Here is a 16,939-nt window from a genome sequence, read left to right as displayed (position 1 = left end):
GCACCGGCAGTAGTAGTATCAACGGTAACGATATGGCTACACTTGCAGAATCCGATCAGGACTTTAGCCGCCTTCCGGACCTTCCGGCAGACGTTTTTACCGCGCCGTTGAAAAAGCCCGCGCATGTCGGTGACGACTGGCTCGAGCCCAAACAGACCGAATACGACAGCGAAGACGATGCCATCTGGGACGATCTGTTCAAGCGGCAGATGGAAATGCTGCCCGGCCGCGCGGCGACCGCGTTTATGGAAGGCACCGAGAAGCTCGACCTTGGCCGCGGCGGCGTGCCCGAATTCGGCAAGCTTTCCGAAGAGCTCGACAAGCTGACCGGCTGGAGCGTGGTGCCCGTTCCCATGCTCATTCCCGATCACGTCTTCTTCTGGCACCTTGCTAACCGCCGCTTTCCGGCGGGCAATTTCATCCGCACGCGCGAGACCTTCGATTACATCCAGGAACCCGATGTCTTCCACGATGTCTTCGGCCACGTCCCGATGCTGACCGATCCGGTCTATGCCGATTACATGCAGGAATATGGCAAGGCCGGCTGGAAGGCGATGCGCTACAACCGGCTGAAGGCGCTGGGCTCGCTCTACTGGTACACGGTCGAATTCGGCCTGATCGAGGAGGCGCCTGGCGACATCCGCGCCTATGGTGCAGGTATTCTGTCGGGGCCGACTGAAGTGGTCTATTCGGTCGAGGCCGAGAGCCCGAACCGGATCATGCTCAATGTCGACCGCGTTATGCGTACCGATTACGTCATCAGCGACCTGCAGCCGACCTATTTCGTAATTTCGAGCTTCGAGGACCTTTACCGCCAGACAGTGGAGCGCGATTTCGACAAGCTCTACAAGAGCCTTGGCGCGGGCTTCACCTATGCCAATACGGCGGTGATCGATGTCGACTATGTCGTGAACGAGGGCACGCTCGAATACACGCTGCGCGGCGGTCGCGGATCGGGAGCAATGCCGGTCTGAATCGGGACGCCAGCTGAAATGAAAAAGGCTCCGGATCGCTCCGGAGCCTCTTCGTTTTTCCCGAAGGAAATGTCTGGCTTACATGCCGTCCATTTCGTCGGCAGCTTCTTCACCAGCGTCTTCGACGGCGTCAGCCTTGTCTTCCATGGCTTCCACGGCCTCTTCCGAAGCGCCAGCGTCTTCCATGGCTTCAGCCTGTGCGTCGATGGCCGATTCCTGCTCTTCAGCAGCATCTTCCATGGCTTCTTCCTGCGGACCGTCGCATGCTGCGAGGCCGAGGCTCAGGGCTGCTGCCGATGCGACGAGCGTAGCTTTGGTGAATTTCATGTTTAGTTCCCCTTGGTTACCTTGATTGCGAGACCTGCCGCGCCCTCGCGACCAACCCTCAATCATGGCAAGAATGTGTCGCAGGCGATTTGGTTCCGCTTGGGATGAAAAAAGGGCCCCGGATTGCTCCGGAGCCCCTTTCGTATCTTTGATCGAACAGTCAGACCTACATCGTCTCGTCGATCTCGTCTTCCATGGTCTCTTCCATGGCGTCGGTCTGGTCGTCCATGGCATCGGCCTGGTCTTCGGTGATTTCGCCCGATTCTTCCATCTGGTCGACGGTTGCGTCACGGGTATCTTCCATGGCTTCGACTTCGTCTTCGGCCTGGTTTTCTGCCGGGCTGTCGCAGGCTGCGAGGCCGAGGCTCATGGCGGCGGCCGAGGCGACGAGTGCGGTCTTGGTGAATTTCATGTTGTATTCCCCTTCATTGAGAGGCGCGAGCAGAAGCGCTGCGACCTCATAAGCGTTTGGTAAAGCGTGGCGAGCCTATGGCAAGGCCTTCTCGCGCACGAAATTGTACAAGCCAATCAGCACGATAGCTCCGATCGCAGCCCACAGGAGCGTGCTTGCCCGGATAGCGCCCAGAAAGACGCCGCCCGAGGTCGCCAGCCCCACGCCCAGCGAACCGATGATGCCGACAACGACATTCCGCAGAATGCCGCGCCCATCTTCGATTTTCAGGGCGATCGTCGCCAGCCAGCCCAGGAGGGCGCCGGTTACGATCAGGATGATCAGACCCATTAGTGCTTCCTTGCAATTGGTACTCGCCCTATCAAACCATGCGCGAGGCGATGGTTCCGGCAATGTGACGGAAAGATGGCGGGGTGCGGCGAGCCGAGGACTTAAAGCAGGGTGAGCAGCGCGATCCCGAGGACCACCCGGTAGACCACGAATACCAGCATCGATGCCTTCTTGAGGAAGCTCATTAAGAACATCATCGTGGCGAGCGCGGTGAAGAAGGTCAGCACGCCCGAAACAAGCGCATCCTGCTGCATCTGCGCAGTCGCTTCCGACAGGTCGAATGCGGCCAGAATGCCCGCGCCGGCAACGGCCGGGATTGCCAGAAGGAAGGAGAACCGGGCCGACTCCACCCGGCCGTATCCCAATGCCCGCGCTGCCGTCATGGTGGCGCCGGAACGGCTGGTGCCGGGGATCAGAGCCAGCGCCTGCGCGATGCCCACCAGAACGGCGTCCTTGAGGCTCATGTCCTCATAGGCCTTGGTCTGCTTGCCGAATTTGTCGGCAAGGCCGAGCAGGATACCGAACACGATGAGGTTGGTCGCGACGAGGTCGGTCGAGCGAAATCCCTCCAGATAGCCGCCCATCTTGATGAATAGCCCTGCGAGTACAGCGGGGATGGTACCGATCGCGATGAACCAGAACAGCTTGCGCTGCTGGTCATCCTTGCCGAGCCCGACGCTCGCGAACCCGCCGCGCGCAAGCCCCATCACGTCCTTGCGGAAATAGAGGATGATCGCGAGGAGCGATCCGACGTGGACGGCCACATCGATCAGCGGCCCCTGGTCGGGAAAATCGGTCAGCTTCGGGATCAGGATGAGGTGTCCCGAGGATGAGATCGGGAGAAACTCGGTGATGCCCTGGACGATCGCGACGATGAGTTCTTGGAGGAATGTCATTGGCGGCGGGAATTGGCACAAGACCGGGCCAAATCAAACCATTTTGTCGCCGAGGAAAGCCGGGCTGATTGAGGTCCGGCAAGGGCGACCGCCCGCCCGCAGCGGGTGCAGCGTGCTGCACGCATAGCGAGGATGAATCCGCGGAGGCGGGTTCACAAGAGATCAGCACAAACAAAAAACCCCGCCGACCACTGGCCGACGGGGCTTCGCTCCTCTCTCGAGAGCTCGATTACCAGATCTTGATGCGCTGTTCCGGCGGCAGGTAGAGCGCATCGTCCTCGGTGACGTTGAACGCGTCGTACCATGCATCGATGTGGCGCACGGCATTGTTGAGGCGGAATTCACCCGGCGGGTGGTTGGCGGTCATCACGCGGTTGCGCAGCGATTCCTCGCGTTCCATCCCACGCCAGATCTGCGCGAAGCCGAGGAAGAAGCGCTGGTCGCCGGTCAGCCCGTCGATTACCGGGGCTTCCTCGCCATTGAGCGAAAGCTTGTAGGCCTGGTAGGCCATTTGCAGGCCGACCACGTCGCCTAGCGTTTCACCCATCGACTGGCCGCCGCGGAGGCAGACTGGGCCCTCGGGGCTTTCGACCGGGCAATAGGCTTCGATGAACTCGGCCATGCGCGCGGTGTAGCGTTCGAAGCCCTCGCGGTCTTCGTCCTGCCACCAGTTGCGCAGCGTGCCCTTGGCATCGAACTGACTGCCCTGGTCGTCGTAACCATGGCCGATCTCGTGGCCGATAACGGCACCGATTCCGCCATAGTTCACCGCTTCATCGGCATCCGCGTTGAAGAACGGCGGCTGCAGGATGGCGGCGGGGAAGACGATGCGGTTGGTGAGCGGCGAATAATAGGCATTCACCTGCTGCGGGAACATGCCCCATTCGCTGGGATCGACTTCGGTTCCGAGGCGTGCACGATTGTCTTCACGGTTCCAGCGACGCGTGCTCATGAGGTTACCGAGCGGGTCCGTCGGATCGATTTCGAGCCCGTCATAGGTCTCGAATTCCTCGGGGTAGCCGATCATCGGGGTGAAGCCGTTCAGCTTCTCGCGCGCCTGCGCGATCGTATCGGGCGTCATCCACTCGTTGCGATCGAGCGCGCTGTTCATCGCACGCTGGAGATTGGCGACGAGCTCGTCCATCCGCGCCTTGCTTTCGGGCGGGAAATAGCGCGCCACGTAAAGCGCACCAAGCTGTTCGCCAAGCGCGCCTTCGACATGCGCGATGCCGCGCTTCCAGCGTTCCTGCTGCTCGGTCTGGCCATTGATCGTGCGGCCGTAGAAATCGAACACGGCTGCGTCGAGATCGCTCGACAGGACTGCCGCGTTATTGCCGAGGAAGTTCTTGGCCATGTAGGCCTGGATCGTGGGCAGCGGGGTTTCGGTAAGCAGCTGCATCATCGCGGGCAGTCCGCCGCCGATCATCGCCTTCTGCTCATCGGTCAGCTTTTCGCTTTCCATCTCCTCGTCGGTCGGCGGGATCTGGTTGGCGAGGAAGCGCGTCTCGCCTTCGAACCGGGAAGTGGCGAGCAGGGTCTCGATCGGGAAATCGCCAGCCATTGCGACGAGATCGTCACGCGAAAGGACATTGTAGGTCAGCTGCGGACGGCGCAGCATCTGGCGTGCCCATTCGAGTTCGGCGACCTTGGTCTCGAAGGCGTAGACGGCCTCTGCAGCTTCGCGCGCATCGGTGTAGCCCGCCGCTCCAAGAACCGTGGTCAGATAATCGAGATAGGCCTCGCGAACCTTCAGATTGTTTTCCGAATCGACGAGGTAATAGTCGCGATCGGGCAGCCCCATCCCGTCGAAACCGACGGTCACGGCATGCTGCGTAGGGTTGCGCGCGTCCACGCCGACATTGGCGCTGACCATTGCGGAGTAGCCCGGCGTGCCGAACAGCTTCACCAGGTCGTCGAGCGATTCCGCGCCAAAGATCTTGCCGAGATAGGGCTGGGCGGGGGCGAGGCCGGAGGCATCGATTGCGTCCACGTCCATATAGGCGTTGTAGGCATCGACGATGCGGCGTGCGGAGGTGCCCGGTGCGGGATCGGACGCGACGAGGTCGGTCACCAACCGGCGCACGTCATAGATCGCTTCTTCGCGCAGCATATCGAAGGCACCGTAGCGATTGCGGTCGCCCGGGATCTCGTTCGAACTGATCCAGATGCCATTGGTATAGGCATTGAAATCGTCGCCCGGATCGACACTTTCATCGATCAGGTCGAGGCCGACGCCCCACTCGCCGAAATCCATGGTCGGCGCGGTGCTTTCGGCGGTCTCCGCCGCGGCAGGCGCCGCAAGCATCAGGGCAAGCGCCGAAGCGCCTGCAGCAAGGAATGTCTTGGTCATCAATAACTCTCCGAAACAGGTAGCAGGCCGGGCGCGTCCCTCTTGCGCACGATCGGCCCCGTGCGAAGCTGATTAGCAGCTTGCGACTTGTGAAGTTGTCGTTCGTCGGCTGGCGCTGGGGATTGGTCGAGCGATCAGGCGGTTTCCTCACCGAACTGGAGCTTGGCAAGCCGCGCGTAGAGCCCGCCATTGCCAGCCAGTTGGTCGTGCGTGCCCTGTTCGACGAGGCGTCCATCCTCCATCACGACAATGCGATCGGCCGCACGCACGGTGGCGAGGCGGTGTGCGATCACCAGCGTGGTGCGGTCTTCCATGAGGTGTTCGAGCGCATCCTGCACCAGGCGCTCGCTCTCCGCGTCGAGTGCGCTGGTCGCTTCGTCCAGCAGGAGGATCGGTGCGTCGCGCAGCAGGGCGCGCGCGATGGCGACACGCTGGCGCTGGCCACCCGACAGCTGGGTCCCGCTTTCACCAAGGTAGGTGTCGAGGCCCTGCGGCAGTTTCTCGAGGAACTCTGCAGCGTTCGCTGCGCGAGCGGCAGCCCAGATCTCCTCTTCGGTCGCGTCCCAACGGCCGTAGCGCAGATTGTCGCGTGCGCTGGCGGAGAAGAGCACGCCTTCCTGCGGCACGAAAGCCATGCGGTCGCGGACATGCGCCGGATCTGCCTTGGTCAACGGAATGCCGTCGAGGCGAACCGTGCCCGCCTGCGGGTCGTAGAAGCGTTCGGCGAGCTGGAAGATGGTCGATTTGCCTGCCCCGGAAGGGCCGACGATGGCGACGGTCTCGCCCGGCTCGACTTCGAGGCTGAAGTCGCTCAGCGCGGGGGCCTCTGGCCGGGTCGGGTAGTAGAAGCTGACATTGCGGAATGACAATCCGCCGCGCGGCGGGCTGGGCAGCGCCATCGGGTTATCGGGCGCCGCAATCCCGGGCTGCTCTTCGAGCAGTTCCGACAGCCTGCTGGCTGCTCCGCTGGCGCGCAAAAGGTCGCCGTAAACCTCGGTCAACGCCCCGAAGGAGCCGGCGACGAGGCCCGCTGTCAGGACGAAGGCCGCAATGGTGCCGCCAGAAATCGTCCCTTCGTTGACGGCCTCGGCACCGCGCCACACCAGCAGGGTGATACCGCCGAAGATGAACAGGATGATGCAGGCGGTGAGCGCAGCGCGGATGATGATGCGGCGCTTGGCGACGGTGAAGGTCCGCTCGACAGCCTCGCCGAAGCGTTGCTGTTCGCGGGTCTCCTGGTTGAAGCCCTGCACGATCTTCATCGCAGACAAGACTTCGGTCACCATGGCCCCGATATCGGCGACGCGATCTTGGCTAGTGCGGCTGACCTTGCGCAGCCGGCTGCCGAACAGTGTGATCGGGATGACGATGGCGGGGATGATCAGCAGCATGCCCATGGTCAGGCCGGGCACGAGGTAGAACAGGTAGGCTGTACCGCCGATCGACACGAGCGTGTTGCGCAGGGCGACCGAGACCGTGCTGCCCACGGTCGTTTCGATCAGCGCGGTATCGCTCGTCATCCGGCTGGAGATTTCCTTGGGGCTGTTCTCTTCGTAGAAACCGGGGGCGAGGCGCAGCAGATTCTCCTGCACGCGCATGCGCACGTCGGCGACCACGCGCTCGCCCAGCCAGCTGACGAAATAGAACCGCATGGCCGTCCCGAAGGCCAGCACGCACACGATCATGAGGAGGTAGCGGAACCAGCGGCCCATCTGGTTGGGATCGCCATCGGCACCGAAACCGCTATCGATCACCATCTTGAAGCCTGCCGGGATCGCCAGTGTAGCGGCGGCTGTAATCAGCAGCGCGATCAGCGCCAGCGCGACATGGCCAGGGTATTTCCGCATCGCAGCAAATACCATCCGCAGCGGCTTCAGCGTGCGCGGTTCGCTCTTGCGGCGGCGGAACAGCCTGCGCTTAGATTTCTTCGTGTTGCCCGTCTCGTCCATTGCCGCCCAACTAGGCATCGCGACAGGGAAAATCCACAGCAGAGGCACCTTACCGGCACTTTTACCCCGTTTGTGCATTGCACAATGGGATTCTTCGCGGCAGAACCCTCGGTTCAACATTGTCCGTTAGAGAAAACACAACACAGGCGGGCCGCAGGGGACGAGAATGCTTTACCACGCCTATGAACTGCAGCGCAGCTGGCTTTCGAGCGCCAGCACCTGGGCTTCCATCGGAGCCGAGATGCTGTCCAACCCGGCGCTGCCTTTCGGCTACATGGGCATGGGCCCGGTGGCTGCGAGCGCGCTCGACGTGTTCGCGCACGCAACAGCCACGTACGGCAAGCCCGCCTGGGGCATCGAGACGGTTGAGGCCGGAGGCCACCATTATCCGGTAGTCGAGGCGACGGTGGTCAACCGGCCCTTCGGCGATCTGAAGCGGTTCCGCCGCGAAGGCCTGCCCGAAGATGCCCCGCGCCTGCTGGTCGTTGCGCCGATGAGCGGGCATTACGCCACGCTGTTGCGCGGTACGGTCGAGCGGATGCTCGAGAACTATACCGTTTACGTCACCGACTGGGCGGATGCACGCGACGTACCGCTGCACGAAGGACATTTCGATCTCGACGATTACATCGATTACGTGATCGGTTTCCTCGAGCATATCGGCCCCGGCGCGCAGGTCATGGCCGTGTGCCAGCCCTCGGTCCCCGTGTTCGCTGCGACTGCGATCATGAACCGCGACGCGCACGAGTGCACGCCGAAGACGCTCACCATGATGGGCGGGCCGATCGACACGCGCTGCTCGCCCACCAGCGTCAACGACCTCGCGATGGAACGGCCGATCGAATGGTTCCGCCAGAACGTGATCGCCACCGTCCCGATGCAGTATCGTGGCTCCGGACGCCGGGTCTATCCCGGCTTCATGCAACTTGCCGGCTTCATGAGCATGAACCTCGGCAATCACATGATGAGCCATTACGAGATGTTCAAACACCTCACCAAGGGCGACGAGGCCAGCGCGCAGGCGACCAAGGATTTCTACGACGAATACCGCAGCGTCTGCGACATGACCGCGGAATTCTACCTCCAGACCGTGCAGGAGGTTTTCCAGGACCACGCAATCCCCAACGGCACTTTCATGCACCGAGGCAAGCTGGTGGACCTCGGCGATATCACCAGGACGGCGCTGCTCGCCATCGAGGGTGAGCGCGACGATATCTCCGGGCTGGGCCAGACCAAGGCAGCGCTCGACCTCACGCCCAATCTGAAGGCGAGCAAGAAGCGTTACTACATGGCCGAGGGGGCCGGGCATTACGGCATCTTCAACGGCAGCAAATGGCGCGGAAAGATTGCCCCGGTGGTCGAGGAGTTCATCGCCAAGCATGGGTGAGGGCGACTCCGGCTCTCGCACGGATTGCGCTACTTCTACCGCACGCTAAGGCTGCAAGAAAAGGCCTGTAAACAGAGGGCTTTGGCCCCATTTTGCGATTGGCGCACAGGAAGCGTATGCTTCCCGCTCCCGAAACCTGGGGTCGCGGGAGGAAACCATGAAGATTTCTCGCCTTGCCGCATCGATTGCGGCCCTGACCCTCGCCACCGCTTGCAGCCAGACCGAGAACGAATCCGACGCTGGCGAGACCGATTCCGGGCAAACAGACCCGGCAGATCCCATGCAGAGCGCCCTGTCTGCCGGCCCGGCCGATGTTACCGATGCTGCGACGGTACTCGACGCGGATGGCAACGTCCTGCGCGAAGGAACGAACGGGTGGACCTGCATCGCCGAGACGCCGGGGATGGGCCCGATGTGCAATGATGCGGTCTGGATGGAAGCGCTTGGCGCGATGCAGGCCGGCGAGGCATTCCCGACCGGCAAGTTCGGTGTCTCCTACATGCTCGCAGGTGAGGGTGGGGCGCCCGGTGTCAGCAATATCGATCCCGCCGCGACCGAGCCCACCGAAGACAACATGTGGATCAAGGATGGTCCGCACATGATGATAATCCTGCCCGATCCCGCTGCGTATGAGGGAATGACGAACGACACGTCGGAACCCGTTTATGTCATGTGGAAGGATACGCCCTTCGCGCATCTGATGGTGCGTATCTCCGACGAGGAATAGCGAGGAAAGCCCATGCTGAAGATCACCAAGCCGTTTGCCGACCGCGTCGATATCGAGCTCGACGGAAAGATCGACGCGGAGATCATGCGCAGCGCGCTAGATGATCTGATCGACAAGTCGCAGGGCGTGAAGGGTGGCAAGATGCTGTACCGGATCACGAATTTCGAGCTCCCGACCCTGGGTGCGATCGGGGTCGAGTTCAGCCGCCTGCCCAAGCTTTTCGGCCTGCTCGGTGCCTTCGACAAATGCGCCGTTCTGAGCGATTCCGACTGGCTGAAGAAGGCCGCAGAGATCGAAGGCGCGATCTTTCCGGGTATCGAGATCAAGAGCTTCGATCTCGACCAGCGGGACGTGGCCGAAGAGTGGCTTGCGCTTTAGTTCAGCCGCTCCGCATGCCAAGCCACGTGCTCGGCCATGAAGGTCGAGATGAAGTAGTAGGAGTGGTCGTAGCCATCCTGCATGCGGATCTCGGCGGGAATGCCTGCCTTGGCGCAAGCGACCGATAGCAGGCCGGTCTTCAACTGCTCCTCGAGGAAATTGTCAGCCATGCCCTGGTCAACCAGCAGGTGCTCGAGCCGTGCACCGTTTTCGATCAGCGCGACCGCGTCATACTCGGCCCAGGCCTCGCGGTCTTCACCCAGATAGCGGCCCAGCGCCTTTTCGCCCCATGGCACCTTGCTCGGAGCGACGATGGGGGCGAAGGCGCTGACCGAGCGGAAGCGGGCGGGATTGCGCAGGGCTATCGTCAGCGCGCCGTGGCCGCCCATCGAGTGGCCGGTGATGCCCTGACGCGCCATGTCGGCGGGAAAGTTCGCCTCGATGATCGCGACCAGTTCGTCCTCGATGTAGCTGCGCATGCGATAGTGTTTCGACCATGGCTGCTGTGTCGCATCGACATAGAAGCCCGCGCCCTTCCCGAAGTCGTATTCGTCCTTCGAATCCGGAACATCCTCGCCGCGAGGGGACGTGTCAGGCGCGACGAAGATTACCCCATGCTCAGCGCAGGCCGCGCGGTATTCGCCCTTCTCGGTCACATTGGCATGCGTGCAGGTGAGGCCCGACAGGTACCACAGAACCGGCAGCTTCGCGCCTTCTGCATGTGGCGGGACATAGACCGAGAAAGTCATCTCCGTCCCCGTCGCCTCCGACTGGTGAGAGAGGACGAACTGGTCGCCCCCGAAAGCCTTGTTCTGTGAGAGATAGTCGAGCGTCATTCGGATTCCAATGCGGGGATGTCGGCGATCATCGGCGCATGGCCCCAATGCTCCAGCAGCCGCAAGGTGTCCGCGCCGGAAAGCCCGATGGTCGCGGTGTTGCGCAGTGGGTGGACGTTGATCCGGTCCGCTTCGGCGAGAGCGCAGTCGAGCACCACGGTGATGCTGCCCGGCGGCGCATGGATTGCTCCGAGCGGGGTGACCGAGCCCGGTGTCAGGCCAAGCAGCTCAAGCATCGGCTCGGGCTTGCCGAAGCTCACGCGCTTGCAGCCGATGGCACCGGGAAGCGCTTTCAGGTCAACCCGCATCTCGCCGGGGACGGTGACCAGCCAGAAGGCCCCGCCTGCATCCTTGAGGAACAGGTTCTTGGTATGCTCGCCGGGGATCGCGGCCTTGATGCCCGCGCTTTCCTCGACGGTGAATACGGCTTCGTGTTCGAAATGCTCGAAGGGGATTGCGAGGGCGTCCAGATCCTCCCGCAATCCCGCTTCGCCGCGATGCTTGTGTTCGCTCAATCGGTCACGCGGTGCAGTGCGCAGAGTTTGTTGCCGTCCGGATCGCGCAGATAGGCAAGATACATCTTCATTCCCGATCCCTCGCGGATGCCCGGCGGGTCTTCGATGGCGGTGCCGCCGTTCTCAACGCCAGCCGCATGCCATGCATCGGCCTGCTCTGGGGTCATCGCGAAACCCACCGTGCAGCCATTGCCGTGGGTTGCCGGTTCGCCGTCGATCGGCTTGGTGACGAGGAACAGGCCGCCGTTGTGCATGTAGATCAGGCGGCCCTTGGGATCGACGCTGCCCTCGCGGCCGCCCATGGCCGTGAAGGTCGCATCGTAGAACTTCTTCGAACGATCGATGTCGTTCGAACCCACCATCATGTGGCTGTACATGGAACTCTCTCCTTTAGGTTTCGATTCGCCACCTTAAGCGCGGCGCGCGGCGGCGCAAGCGCTCAGATGTCGACCGCGACCTTGGCCGTGGCATGGTCGCCCGAATTCGGCGTGCCCTCGGTATCCATGACAAAGAGCTTTGCCTCGCCTTTTGAGGCGCGCGGGCGATGTTCGGTTCCGCGCGGGACGACGATCATCTCTCCTGCGGCAAGCTTTTCCGTCCGGTCGCGAAAGTCGATTTCGAGTTCGCCCTCGACGACCAGGAACAGCTCGTCCGTGTCGGGATGGCTGTGCCAGTGATAGTCGCCTTCGACCTTGCACAGCCGCACCTCGTTGCCGTTGAAGCGCGCGGCGATACGCGGTGCCCATTGTTCGCTGAACTGGCCGAACTTCTCGTCGAGATTTACCTTGTAGGGCATCAGTCGTACACCACCACGGAGCGGATGCTCTCGCCCGCGTGCATCAGGTCGAAGCCCTTGTTGATTTCTTCAAGCTTGAGGACGTGGGTGATCATCGGGTCGATCTGGATCTTGCCGTCCATGTACCAGTCGACGATCTTCGGCACATCGGTGCGCCCCTTTGCCCCGCCGAACGCGGTGCCGCGCCAGTTGCGTCCCGTGACCAGCTGGAAGGGGCGCGTCTCGATGGTCTTGCCCGCTTCGGCGACGCCGATGATAATCGATGTTCCCCAACCCTTGTGGCAGCATTCGAGCGCCTGCCGCATCACATCGGTGTTGCCGGTGCAGTCGAAGCTGTAATCCGCCCCGCCGTCGAGCATTTCGACGATGGTTGCGACCACGTCCTTCACCTCCTTGGGGTTGATGAAGTCGGTCATGCCGAAATGCTCGGCGTAACTCTTCTTGTCGGGATTGATGTCGACGCCCACGATGCGGTCCGCGCCGGCCATCTTCGCGCCCTGGATGACGTTGAGGCCGATGCCGCCGAGGCCGAACACCACGACATTGTCGCCGGGACGGACCTTGGCGGTGTTGACGACCGCGCCCACGCCCGTGGTCACGCCGCAGCCGATATAGCAGCTGGTGTGGAAGGGCGCGTCCTCGCGGATCTTGGCGACCGCGATTTCGGGCAGGACGGTGAAGTTCGAGAAGGTCGAACAACCCATGTAATGGTAGATCGGCTTGCCCTGATAGCTGAACCGCGTCGTCCCGTCGGGCATCAATCCCTTGCCCTGCGTCTCGCGGATAGCGCTGCACAGGTTCGTCTTGCCCGAAAGGCACATTTTGCACTGGCGGCATTCCGGCGTGTAGAGCGGGATCACATGGTCCCCCGGCTTGACCGAGGTCACGCCCTTGCCGACCTCGCGTACGATGCCTGCGCCTTCGTGGCCGAGCACGCTGGGGAAGATACCCTCGCTGTCGAAGCCGTCGAGCGTATAGGCATCGGTGTGGCAGATGCCGGTGGCCTTGATCTCGACCAGCACCTCGCCATCCTTGGGGCCTTCGAGGTCGAGCTCGACGATCTCGAGCGGTTTCTTGGCTTCGAATGCGACGGCGGCGCGAGTCTTCATTGGCGATATTCTCCTCTTCGCGCAGGCCTAGGGAAGCGCGCGGGTAGGAGCAAGTTGCTTGCGGTTCATCGCGGCTGGTCTAGGAGTACCCGTATGAAGTCCCTGATCAGCGCTTTCGCCCTTCTGGCCCTTGCCGTTCCTGCCCATGCACAGGAAGCACCGCCGCGCCCGCCCATGCCCGAGAAGCCGGCGAACCTGCCGCCGCTCACTGTATCGCAGACGACCTGGCTGCGCTGCGCGGTCAATCTGGCGATGGTGGCCAAGGGGCAGGCAGGCGGCGTCGCATCCACGCAGCACTATCCAGCGGTCAGCCAGGATCGCGCACGCGAATTCTTTGTGCAGGTCATGGCCCGCCTGATGGACGAGGCGAAACTCTCTCGCGACCAGGTGCGCGCCTATACGCTGTACGAAACCCAACTGATGGCTGCCCAGGGTCCCGACGCGCTCCACGCGCTGATGCCGGGCTGTTTCCAGCTGCTCGAGGCCGCGGAGGGATAGGGGCCGTTCAGCCCTGTGTCAGCGGCGTCCGGCTAGGAAAGGCCTACGTCGCAGTCACCAGAGGCTCCCATGCGCAAATATCTTTTTCCTGCAATTGCAGCGGCAGCTTTCGCCGCGCCCATGCCGCTTCTCGCGCAGGACGAAGAGGCCGAAGCGCCGCTTGCCTTCGAAGAAGGAGATGCGCCCTTTTCTGCCATGGCAGAGCGCATGCAGGATCCCGAATACCAGCGCGAGATGGCGCTGATGCTGCGCACGATGAGCGAAGTGCTGCTCGACCTCCCGCTCGCCCCGCTGATGGAGGCCATGGGCGATGTCGCGGGCGAAGACGCGCCTGACGTCGCTCCCGATGCCACGCTGCGGTCCATGGCGCCCGGGGCCGACCGCGTACCCGAAGAAATCGAACGCAACCTGCCGCGCGCGCTCGATGCGATGGGCTCGATGGCCGAGGCATTCCAGACCATGCTGCCCGCGCTCGAACAGATGGCCGAGCGTATGAAGGACGTCGCGCCGCAAGCCGACTGATTCCGCAGCTAAAATCCGGGCCGGAAAATTTTGGCACACCCGCGCTTCCCCGTGTGGACGCGGGCGCGCGGGTGAGGCATGGGGAGGCCAGCTATGTGGCAGCTCCACCAATTCCCTTTATGTCCTTTCAGCCGGAAACTCCGCCTCCTCATGGCGGAAAAGTCGGTCGCCTATGAACTCGTGCGCGAGAACCCCTGGGAAGGGCGCGATGCGTTCTGGCAGCTGAACCCTGCCGGTCGCACCCCGGTGCTGCATGACCCCGCGCGCCGCATGACCTTGTGCGACAGCCAGGCGATCTGCGAGTATCTCGAAGAGACGGTCGAGCGGAACCCGATGATCTCGGGCAGCGCGGTCCAGCGCGCGGAAATTCGCCGCCTGACGACGCTGTTCGACGAGAATTTCTACCATGACGTCACCGAACCGGCGCTGCACGAGAAGATGAAGAAGCGCCTGATCCTGCGCCAGTCGCCCGATGGCCAGGTTCTGCGCCAGATGGGCCGGATGCTGCACGGCCATCTCGACTATATCGACTGGCTGGTCGACACGCGGCAGTGGCTCGCGGGCCCGCAGCTGAGCCTCGCCGACCTCACCTGCGCGGCGCATCTCTCGGTGGTCGATTACCTCGGCGCGGTCGACTGGCGCGGGCACGAGCAGGCGCAGGGCTGGTACATGGTCATGAAAAGCCGCCCCAGCTTCCGCCCCCTGCTGAGCGAGAAGATGGACGGCCTACCCCCGCCGCGGGAATATGCTTCACTGGACCTATGACCCCTATCTTCCGCCGATCAAAGAAAGATGTCTTCCTGTCTCGACGTGATTGGGAAACTTCCAATGACCCGAGGAAGCTAGTTGCGTTGTTGCACGCCGAGCAGCCGAAATTCTTCAGAAAGCAGATAAAGGAATTACACCGCTTCCTGATTGCTTGTTGCTGGCAAAATGAGCACCTCATCCCGCAAGCCGCATTACGCGAAGGTTTGAAAGGCGCTGAGAGATACATCAATGGGGAGATAAGCACTAGGGAGCTCAACGATCTGGATTGGTACGCCGAAGCTGCGGTGTTCGCTATCGAATACGCTAGAACTGATGAGCAAATTGTCCAATTGAAGTCCTTGATATCCGGCGTCGATGCCGTGCGGGAATTGCCGTTTGAAGAGGCCAAAGCGGTAATGCTGGACGCTGCTTACTTCGCGGAGGGCTCGATAATCTTTCCGAGAATTTCCGGAGCGCCGTGGGTCGAAAGGCTATTCACCTCGCAATTCCTCTCTGCGGACTTGCTGCGAGAATTCGTACATCCTGTATTCGCAAACTAGTCAGCTACAGCGATCCGGATCACCTCTGACAAACCGGGCAGAACCACGTGCTGCGCCCGCCCTGCACGATGCGGCGGATCGTGCCGCCGTCCTCGTGGTGGCAGGGTTCGCCCTCGCGGCCGTAGACGTGGAAGCGGGTGGCGAAATAGCCTAGCTCGCCGTCGGGCTGGGCGAAATCGCGCAGGGTGCTGCCGCCGTCGCGGATGGAGCGCTCCAGCACGTCCTTGATCGCGGGGACGAGGCGGCGGAGCTGTGGCATGGTCACCTTACCGCCCGCCTTTCGCGGATGGATCCCCGCGTGCCACAGCGCCTCGCAGACATAGATATTGCCGAGGCCCGCCACGATGCTCTGGTCGAGCAGCAGCAGCTTGATCGCCTGCTTGCGCCCGCGTGTCGCTTCACGCAGGTGCTCGGGCGTGAGATCATCGCCCAAAGGCTCCGGCCCCAGCGCGGCGAAGGGTTTCCATGTCACCAACTCGCCATTGGTCATCAGGTCCACCGAGCCGAAGCGGCGCGGGTCGTTGAGCGCGAAGCGATGGCCCGCGGTCTCGATCACGAGATGGTCGTGCTTCTCGTTTGCCTCCGGATCGATCCGCCAGCGCCCGCTCATGCCGAGATGGAACACCATCGCATGATCGCGGCTGGTGTGGATGAGGCCGTATTTCGCCCGGCGCGAGAGATGCGTCACGCTGGCGCCAGTCAGCGCCTGCACCAGATCGGGCGGGAACGGGCGGCGCATGTCGGGACGGTTCACCGTCACCCGCGTGATCGTCTCGCCCTCGAGGAACCGTGCAAGGCCGCGCACCGTTGTTTCGACTTCAGGTAATTCCGGCATGAAATACCCTCTAACACCCTTTGCGCCCCGCTCAATTCCCCCTAAGGCCTGCCTCCATGAATGACACCGTTTCCTTCGGCTACGAAGATATCGACGCGAGCGAAAAGACCGGCCGCGTGGGCGAGATCTTTTCGAGCGTCGCCGCCAAGTACGACGTGATGAACGACGCGATGAGCGGCGGCATGCACCGGCTCTGGAAAAACCGCTTCGTCGGACGCGTAAAACCGCAGCCGGGCGAGCAGATCCTCGATATGGCAGGCGGCACGGGCGACATCGCCTTCCGCATGGCAGAACGCGGGGCGAGCGTCACCGTCAGCGACATCAACCAGGACATGCTCGACGTCGGCATCGAACGCGCGATGGAGCGCGGGATCGACGGGCTGGTGTGGAGCCAGCAGAACGCGGAAGAGCTGACCTTCTCCAGCCGCACCTTCGATGCCTACACCATAGTCTTCGGTATCAGGAATGTGACCTATATCGACAAGGCCCTGCGCGAAGCACACCGCGTGCTCAAGTTCGGAGGGCGCTTCTTCTGCATGGAGTTCAGCCAGACCGACTGGCCCGGCTTCAAGGAAGTCTACGACCTCTATTCGCACAACATCATGCCGAAGATCGGCAAGGCGATCGCCAATGACGAGGACAGCTATCGCTACCTCGCCGAATCGATCCGCCGCTTCCCCAAGCCACCCGAGTTCGAAGCCATGATCCGCGATGCGGGCTTCGAGAACACGCGGGTCGAAAAGATCCTCGGCGGCGCGGTGAACATCCATTCGGGGTGGAAAGTCTAACCA

21 protein-coding genes are annotated in these 16,939 nt (G+C 62.4%); 9 read left to right on the top strand and 12 right to left on the bottom strand.

Annotation, left to right across the window (positions count from 1 at the left end; translation table 11 throughout):
• The first annotated feature begins 32 nt into the window (after positions 1-32).
• Positions 33-974 carry a phenylalanine 4-monooxygenase gene (gene phhA, locus K3146_RS09855; RefSeq protein ID WP_221546120.1) on the top strand — a complete coding sequence of 314 codons (942 nt, stop codon included), beginning with the start codon at positions 33-35 and terminating at the stop codon, positions 972-974.
• A gap of 78 nt (positions 975-1,052) precedes the next feature.
• On the opposite strand, the gene K3146_RS09850 is transcribed toward phhA, so the two are convergent.
• The 6 genes from K3146_RS09850 to K3146_RS09825 form a co-directional block, all read right to left on the bottom strand.
• Positions 1,053-1,301, bottom strand: a complete 249-nt coding sequence (locus K3146_RS09850) for a hypothetical protein (RefSeq protein ID WP_221546119.1) — start codon at positions 1,299-1,301, stop codon at positions 1,053-1,055.
• A 166-nt stretch (positions 1,302-1,467) separates the two neighbouring features.
• Entirely contained in the window at positions 1,468-1,713 is a 246-nt protein-coding gene (locus tag K3146_RS09845; RefSeq protein ID WP_221546118.1) for a hypothetical protein, read from the bottom strand.
• Positions 1,714-1,788: 75 nt separating this feature from the next.
• A complete protein-coding gene (locus K3146_RS09840) occupies positions 1,789-2,043 on the bottom strand; it encodes a GlsB/YeaQ/YmgE family stress response membrane protein (protein ID WP_221546117.1) in 255 nt (84 codons plus the stop codon).
• A 101-nt stretch (positions 2,044-2,144) separates the two neighbouring features.
• Complete coding sequence (locus tag K3146_RS09835; protein ID WP_221546116.1) at positions 2,145-2,939, bottom strand: undecaprenyl-diphosphate phosphatase; 795 nt, start codon at positions 2,937-2,939, stop codon at positions 2,145-2,147.
• Between the two features lie 229 nt (positions 2,940-3,168).
• A complete protein-coding gene (locus tag K3146_RS09830) occupies positions 3,169-5,289 on the bottom strand; it encodes a M13 family metallopeptidase (RefSeq protein ID WP_221546115.1) in 2,121 nt (706 codons plus the stop codon).
• Positions 5,290-5,423: 134 nt separating this feature from the next.
• A complete protein-coding gene (locus tag K3146_RS09825; RefSeq protein ID WP_221546114.1) occupies positions 5,424-7,238 on the bottom strand; it encodes an ABC transporter transmembrane domain-containing protein in 1,815 nt (604 codons plus the stop codon).
• Between the two features lie 166 nt (positions 7,239-7,404).
• Between K3146_RS09825 and K3146_RS09820 the strand changes: the two genes are divergently transcribed.
• From K3146_RS09820 to K3146_RS09810, 3 genes are all read left to right on the top strand, one after another.
• Positions 7,405-8,625, top strand: a complete 1,221-nt coding sequence (locus tag K3146_RS09820; RefSeq protein WP_221546113.1) for a polyhydroxyalkanoate depolymerase — start codon at positions 7,405-7,407, stop codon at positions 8,623-8,625.
• Positions 8,626-8,782: 157 nt separating this feature from the next.
• A complete protein-coding gene (locus tag K3146_RS09815) occupies positions 8,783-9,352 on the top strand; it encodes a hypothetical protein (RefSeq protein ID WP_221546112.1) in 570 nt (189 codons plus the stop codon).
• Between the two features lie 12 nt (positions 9,353-9,364).
• Entirely contained in the window at positions 9,365-9,730 is a 366-nt protein-coding gene (locus tag K3146_RS09810) for a SpoIIAA family protein (protein WP_221546111.1), read from the top strand.
• Here the strand turns inward: K3146_RS09810 and fghA are convergent.
• The 5 genes from fghA to K3146_RS09785 all read right to left on the bottom strand — a co-directional run bounded on the left by fghA (position 9,727) and on the right by K3146_RS09785 (position 12,986).
• Positions 9,727-10,566, bottom strand: a complete 840-nt coding sequence (gene fghA / locus K3146_RS09805) for an S-formylglutathione hydrolase (RefSeq protein ID WP_221546110.1) — start codon at positions 10,564-10,566, stop codon at positions 9,727-9,729. The genes K3146_RS09810 and fghA overlap by 4 nt on opposite strands.
• The gene (locus tag K3146_RS09800) at positions 10,563-11,081 is read right to left on the bottom strand and encodes a prolyl-tRNA synthetase associated domain-containing protein (RefSeq protein ID WP_221546109.1); all 519 of its coding nucleotides are present in this window, start codon (positions 11,079-11,081) and stop codon (positions 10,563-10,565) included. Before K3146_RS09800 ends, fghA begins: the two co-directional genes overlap by 4 nt.
• A complete protein-coding gene (locus K3146_RS09795; protein WP_221546108.1) occupies positions 11,078-11,458 on the bottom strand; it encodes a VOC family protein in 381 nt (126 codons plus the stop codon). Before K3146_RS09795 ends, K3146_RS09800 begins: the two co-directional genes overlap by 4 nt.
• A 62-nt stretch (positions 11,459-11,520) precedes the next feature.
• Positions 11,521-11,877, bottom strand: coding sequence for a cupin domain-containing protein (locus K3146_RS09790; RefSeq protein WP_221546107.1), 357 nt, complete (start codon positions 11,875-11,877; stop codon positions 11,521-11,523).
• Positions 11,877-12,986 carry an S-(hydroxymethyl)glutathione dehydrogenase/class III alcohol dehydrogenase gene (locus K3146_RS09785; RefSeq protein WP_221546106.1) on the bottom strand — a complete coding sequence of 370 codons (1,110 nt, stop codon included), beginning with the start codon at positions 12,984-12,986 and terminating at the stop codon, positions 11,877-11,879. Before K3146_RS09785 ends, K3146_RS09790 begins: the two co-directional genes overlap by 1 nt.
• A gap of 93 nt (positions 12,987-13,079) precedes the next feature.
• On the opposite strand from K3146_RS09785, the gene K3146_RS09780 reads away from it, so the two are divergent.
• From K3146_RS09780 to K3146_RS09765, 4 genes are all read left to right on the top strand, one after another.
• The gene (locus K3146_RS09780; protein WP_221546105.1) at positions 13,080-13,484 is read left to right on the top strand and encodes a hypothetical protein; all 405 of its coding nucleotides are present in this window, start codon (positions 13,080-13,082) and stop codon (positions 13,482-13,484) included.
• Positions 13,485-13,553: 69 nt separating this feature from the next.
• Positions 13,554-14,006, top strand: a complete 453-nt coding sequence (locus tag K3146_RS09775; protein WP_221546104.1) for a hypothetical protein — start codon at positions 13,554-13,556, stop codon at positions 14,004-14,006.
• Positions 14,007-14,099: 93 nt separating this feature from the next.
• Positions 14,100-14,771, top strand: a complete 672-nt coding sequence (locus K3146_RS09770) for a glutathione S-transferase family protein (protein ID WP_221546103.1) — start codon at positions 14,100-14,102, stop codon at positions 14,769-14,771.
• On the top strand, positions 14,768-15,313 hold the full coding sequence (locus K3146_RS09765) for a hypothetical protein (RefSeq protein WP_221546533.1): 546 nt from the start codon (positions 14,768-14,770) through the stop codon (positions 15,311-15,313). The genes K3146_RS09770 and K3146_RS09765 overlap by 4 nt, the downstream gene beginning before the upstream one ends.
• Before the next feature lie 19 nt (positions 15,314-15,332).
• Here the strand turns inward: K3146_RS09765 and mutM are convergent, their stop codons facing one another.
• Positions 15,333-16,148, bottom strand: a complete 816-nt coding sequence (gene mutM / locus K3146_RS09760; protein ID WP_221546102.1) for a bifunctional DNA-formamidopyrimidine glycosylase/DNA-(apurinic or apyrimidinic site) lyase — start codon at positions 16,146-16,148, stop codon at positions 15,333-15,335.
• Positions 16,149-16,204: 56 nt separating this feature from the next.
• On the opposite strand from mutM, the gene K3146_RS09755 reads away from it, so the two are divergent.
• Positions 16,205-16,936, top strand: coding sequence for a class I SAM-dependent methyltransferase (locus K3146_RS09755; RefSeq protein WP_221546101.1), 732 nt, complete (start codon positions 16,205-16,207; stop codon positions 16,934-16,936).
• Positions 16,937-16,939 lie beyond the last annotated feature (3 nt).

This window comes from Qipengyuania vesicularis, from assembly GCF_019711415.1.
GTDB classification, from domain to species: domain Bacteria; phylum Pseudomonadota; class Alphaproteobacteria; order Sphingomonadales; family Sphingomonadaceae; genus Qipengyuania; species Qipengyuania vesicularis.
This window is presented reverse-complemented; position numbering and strand designations above follow the sequence as displayed.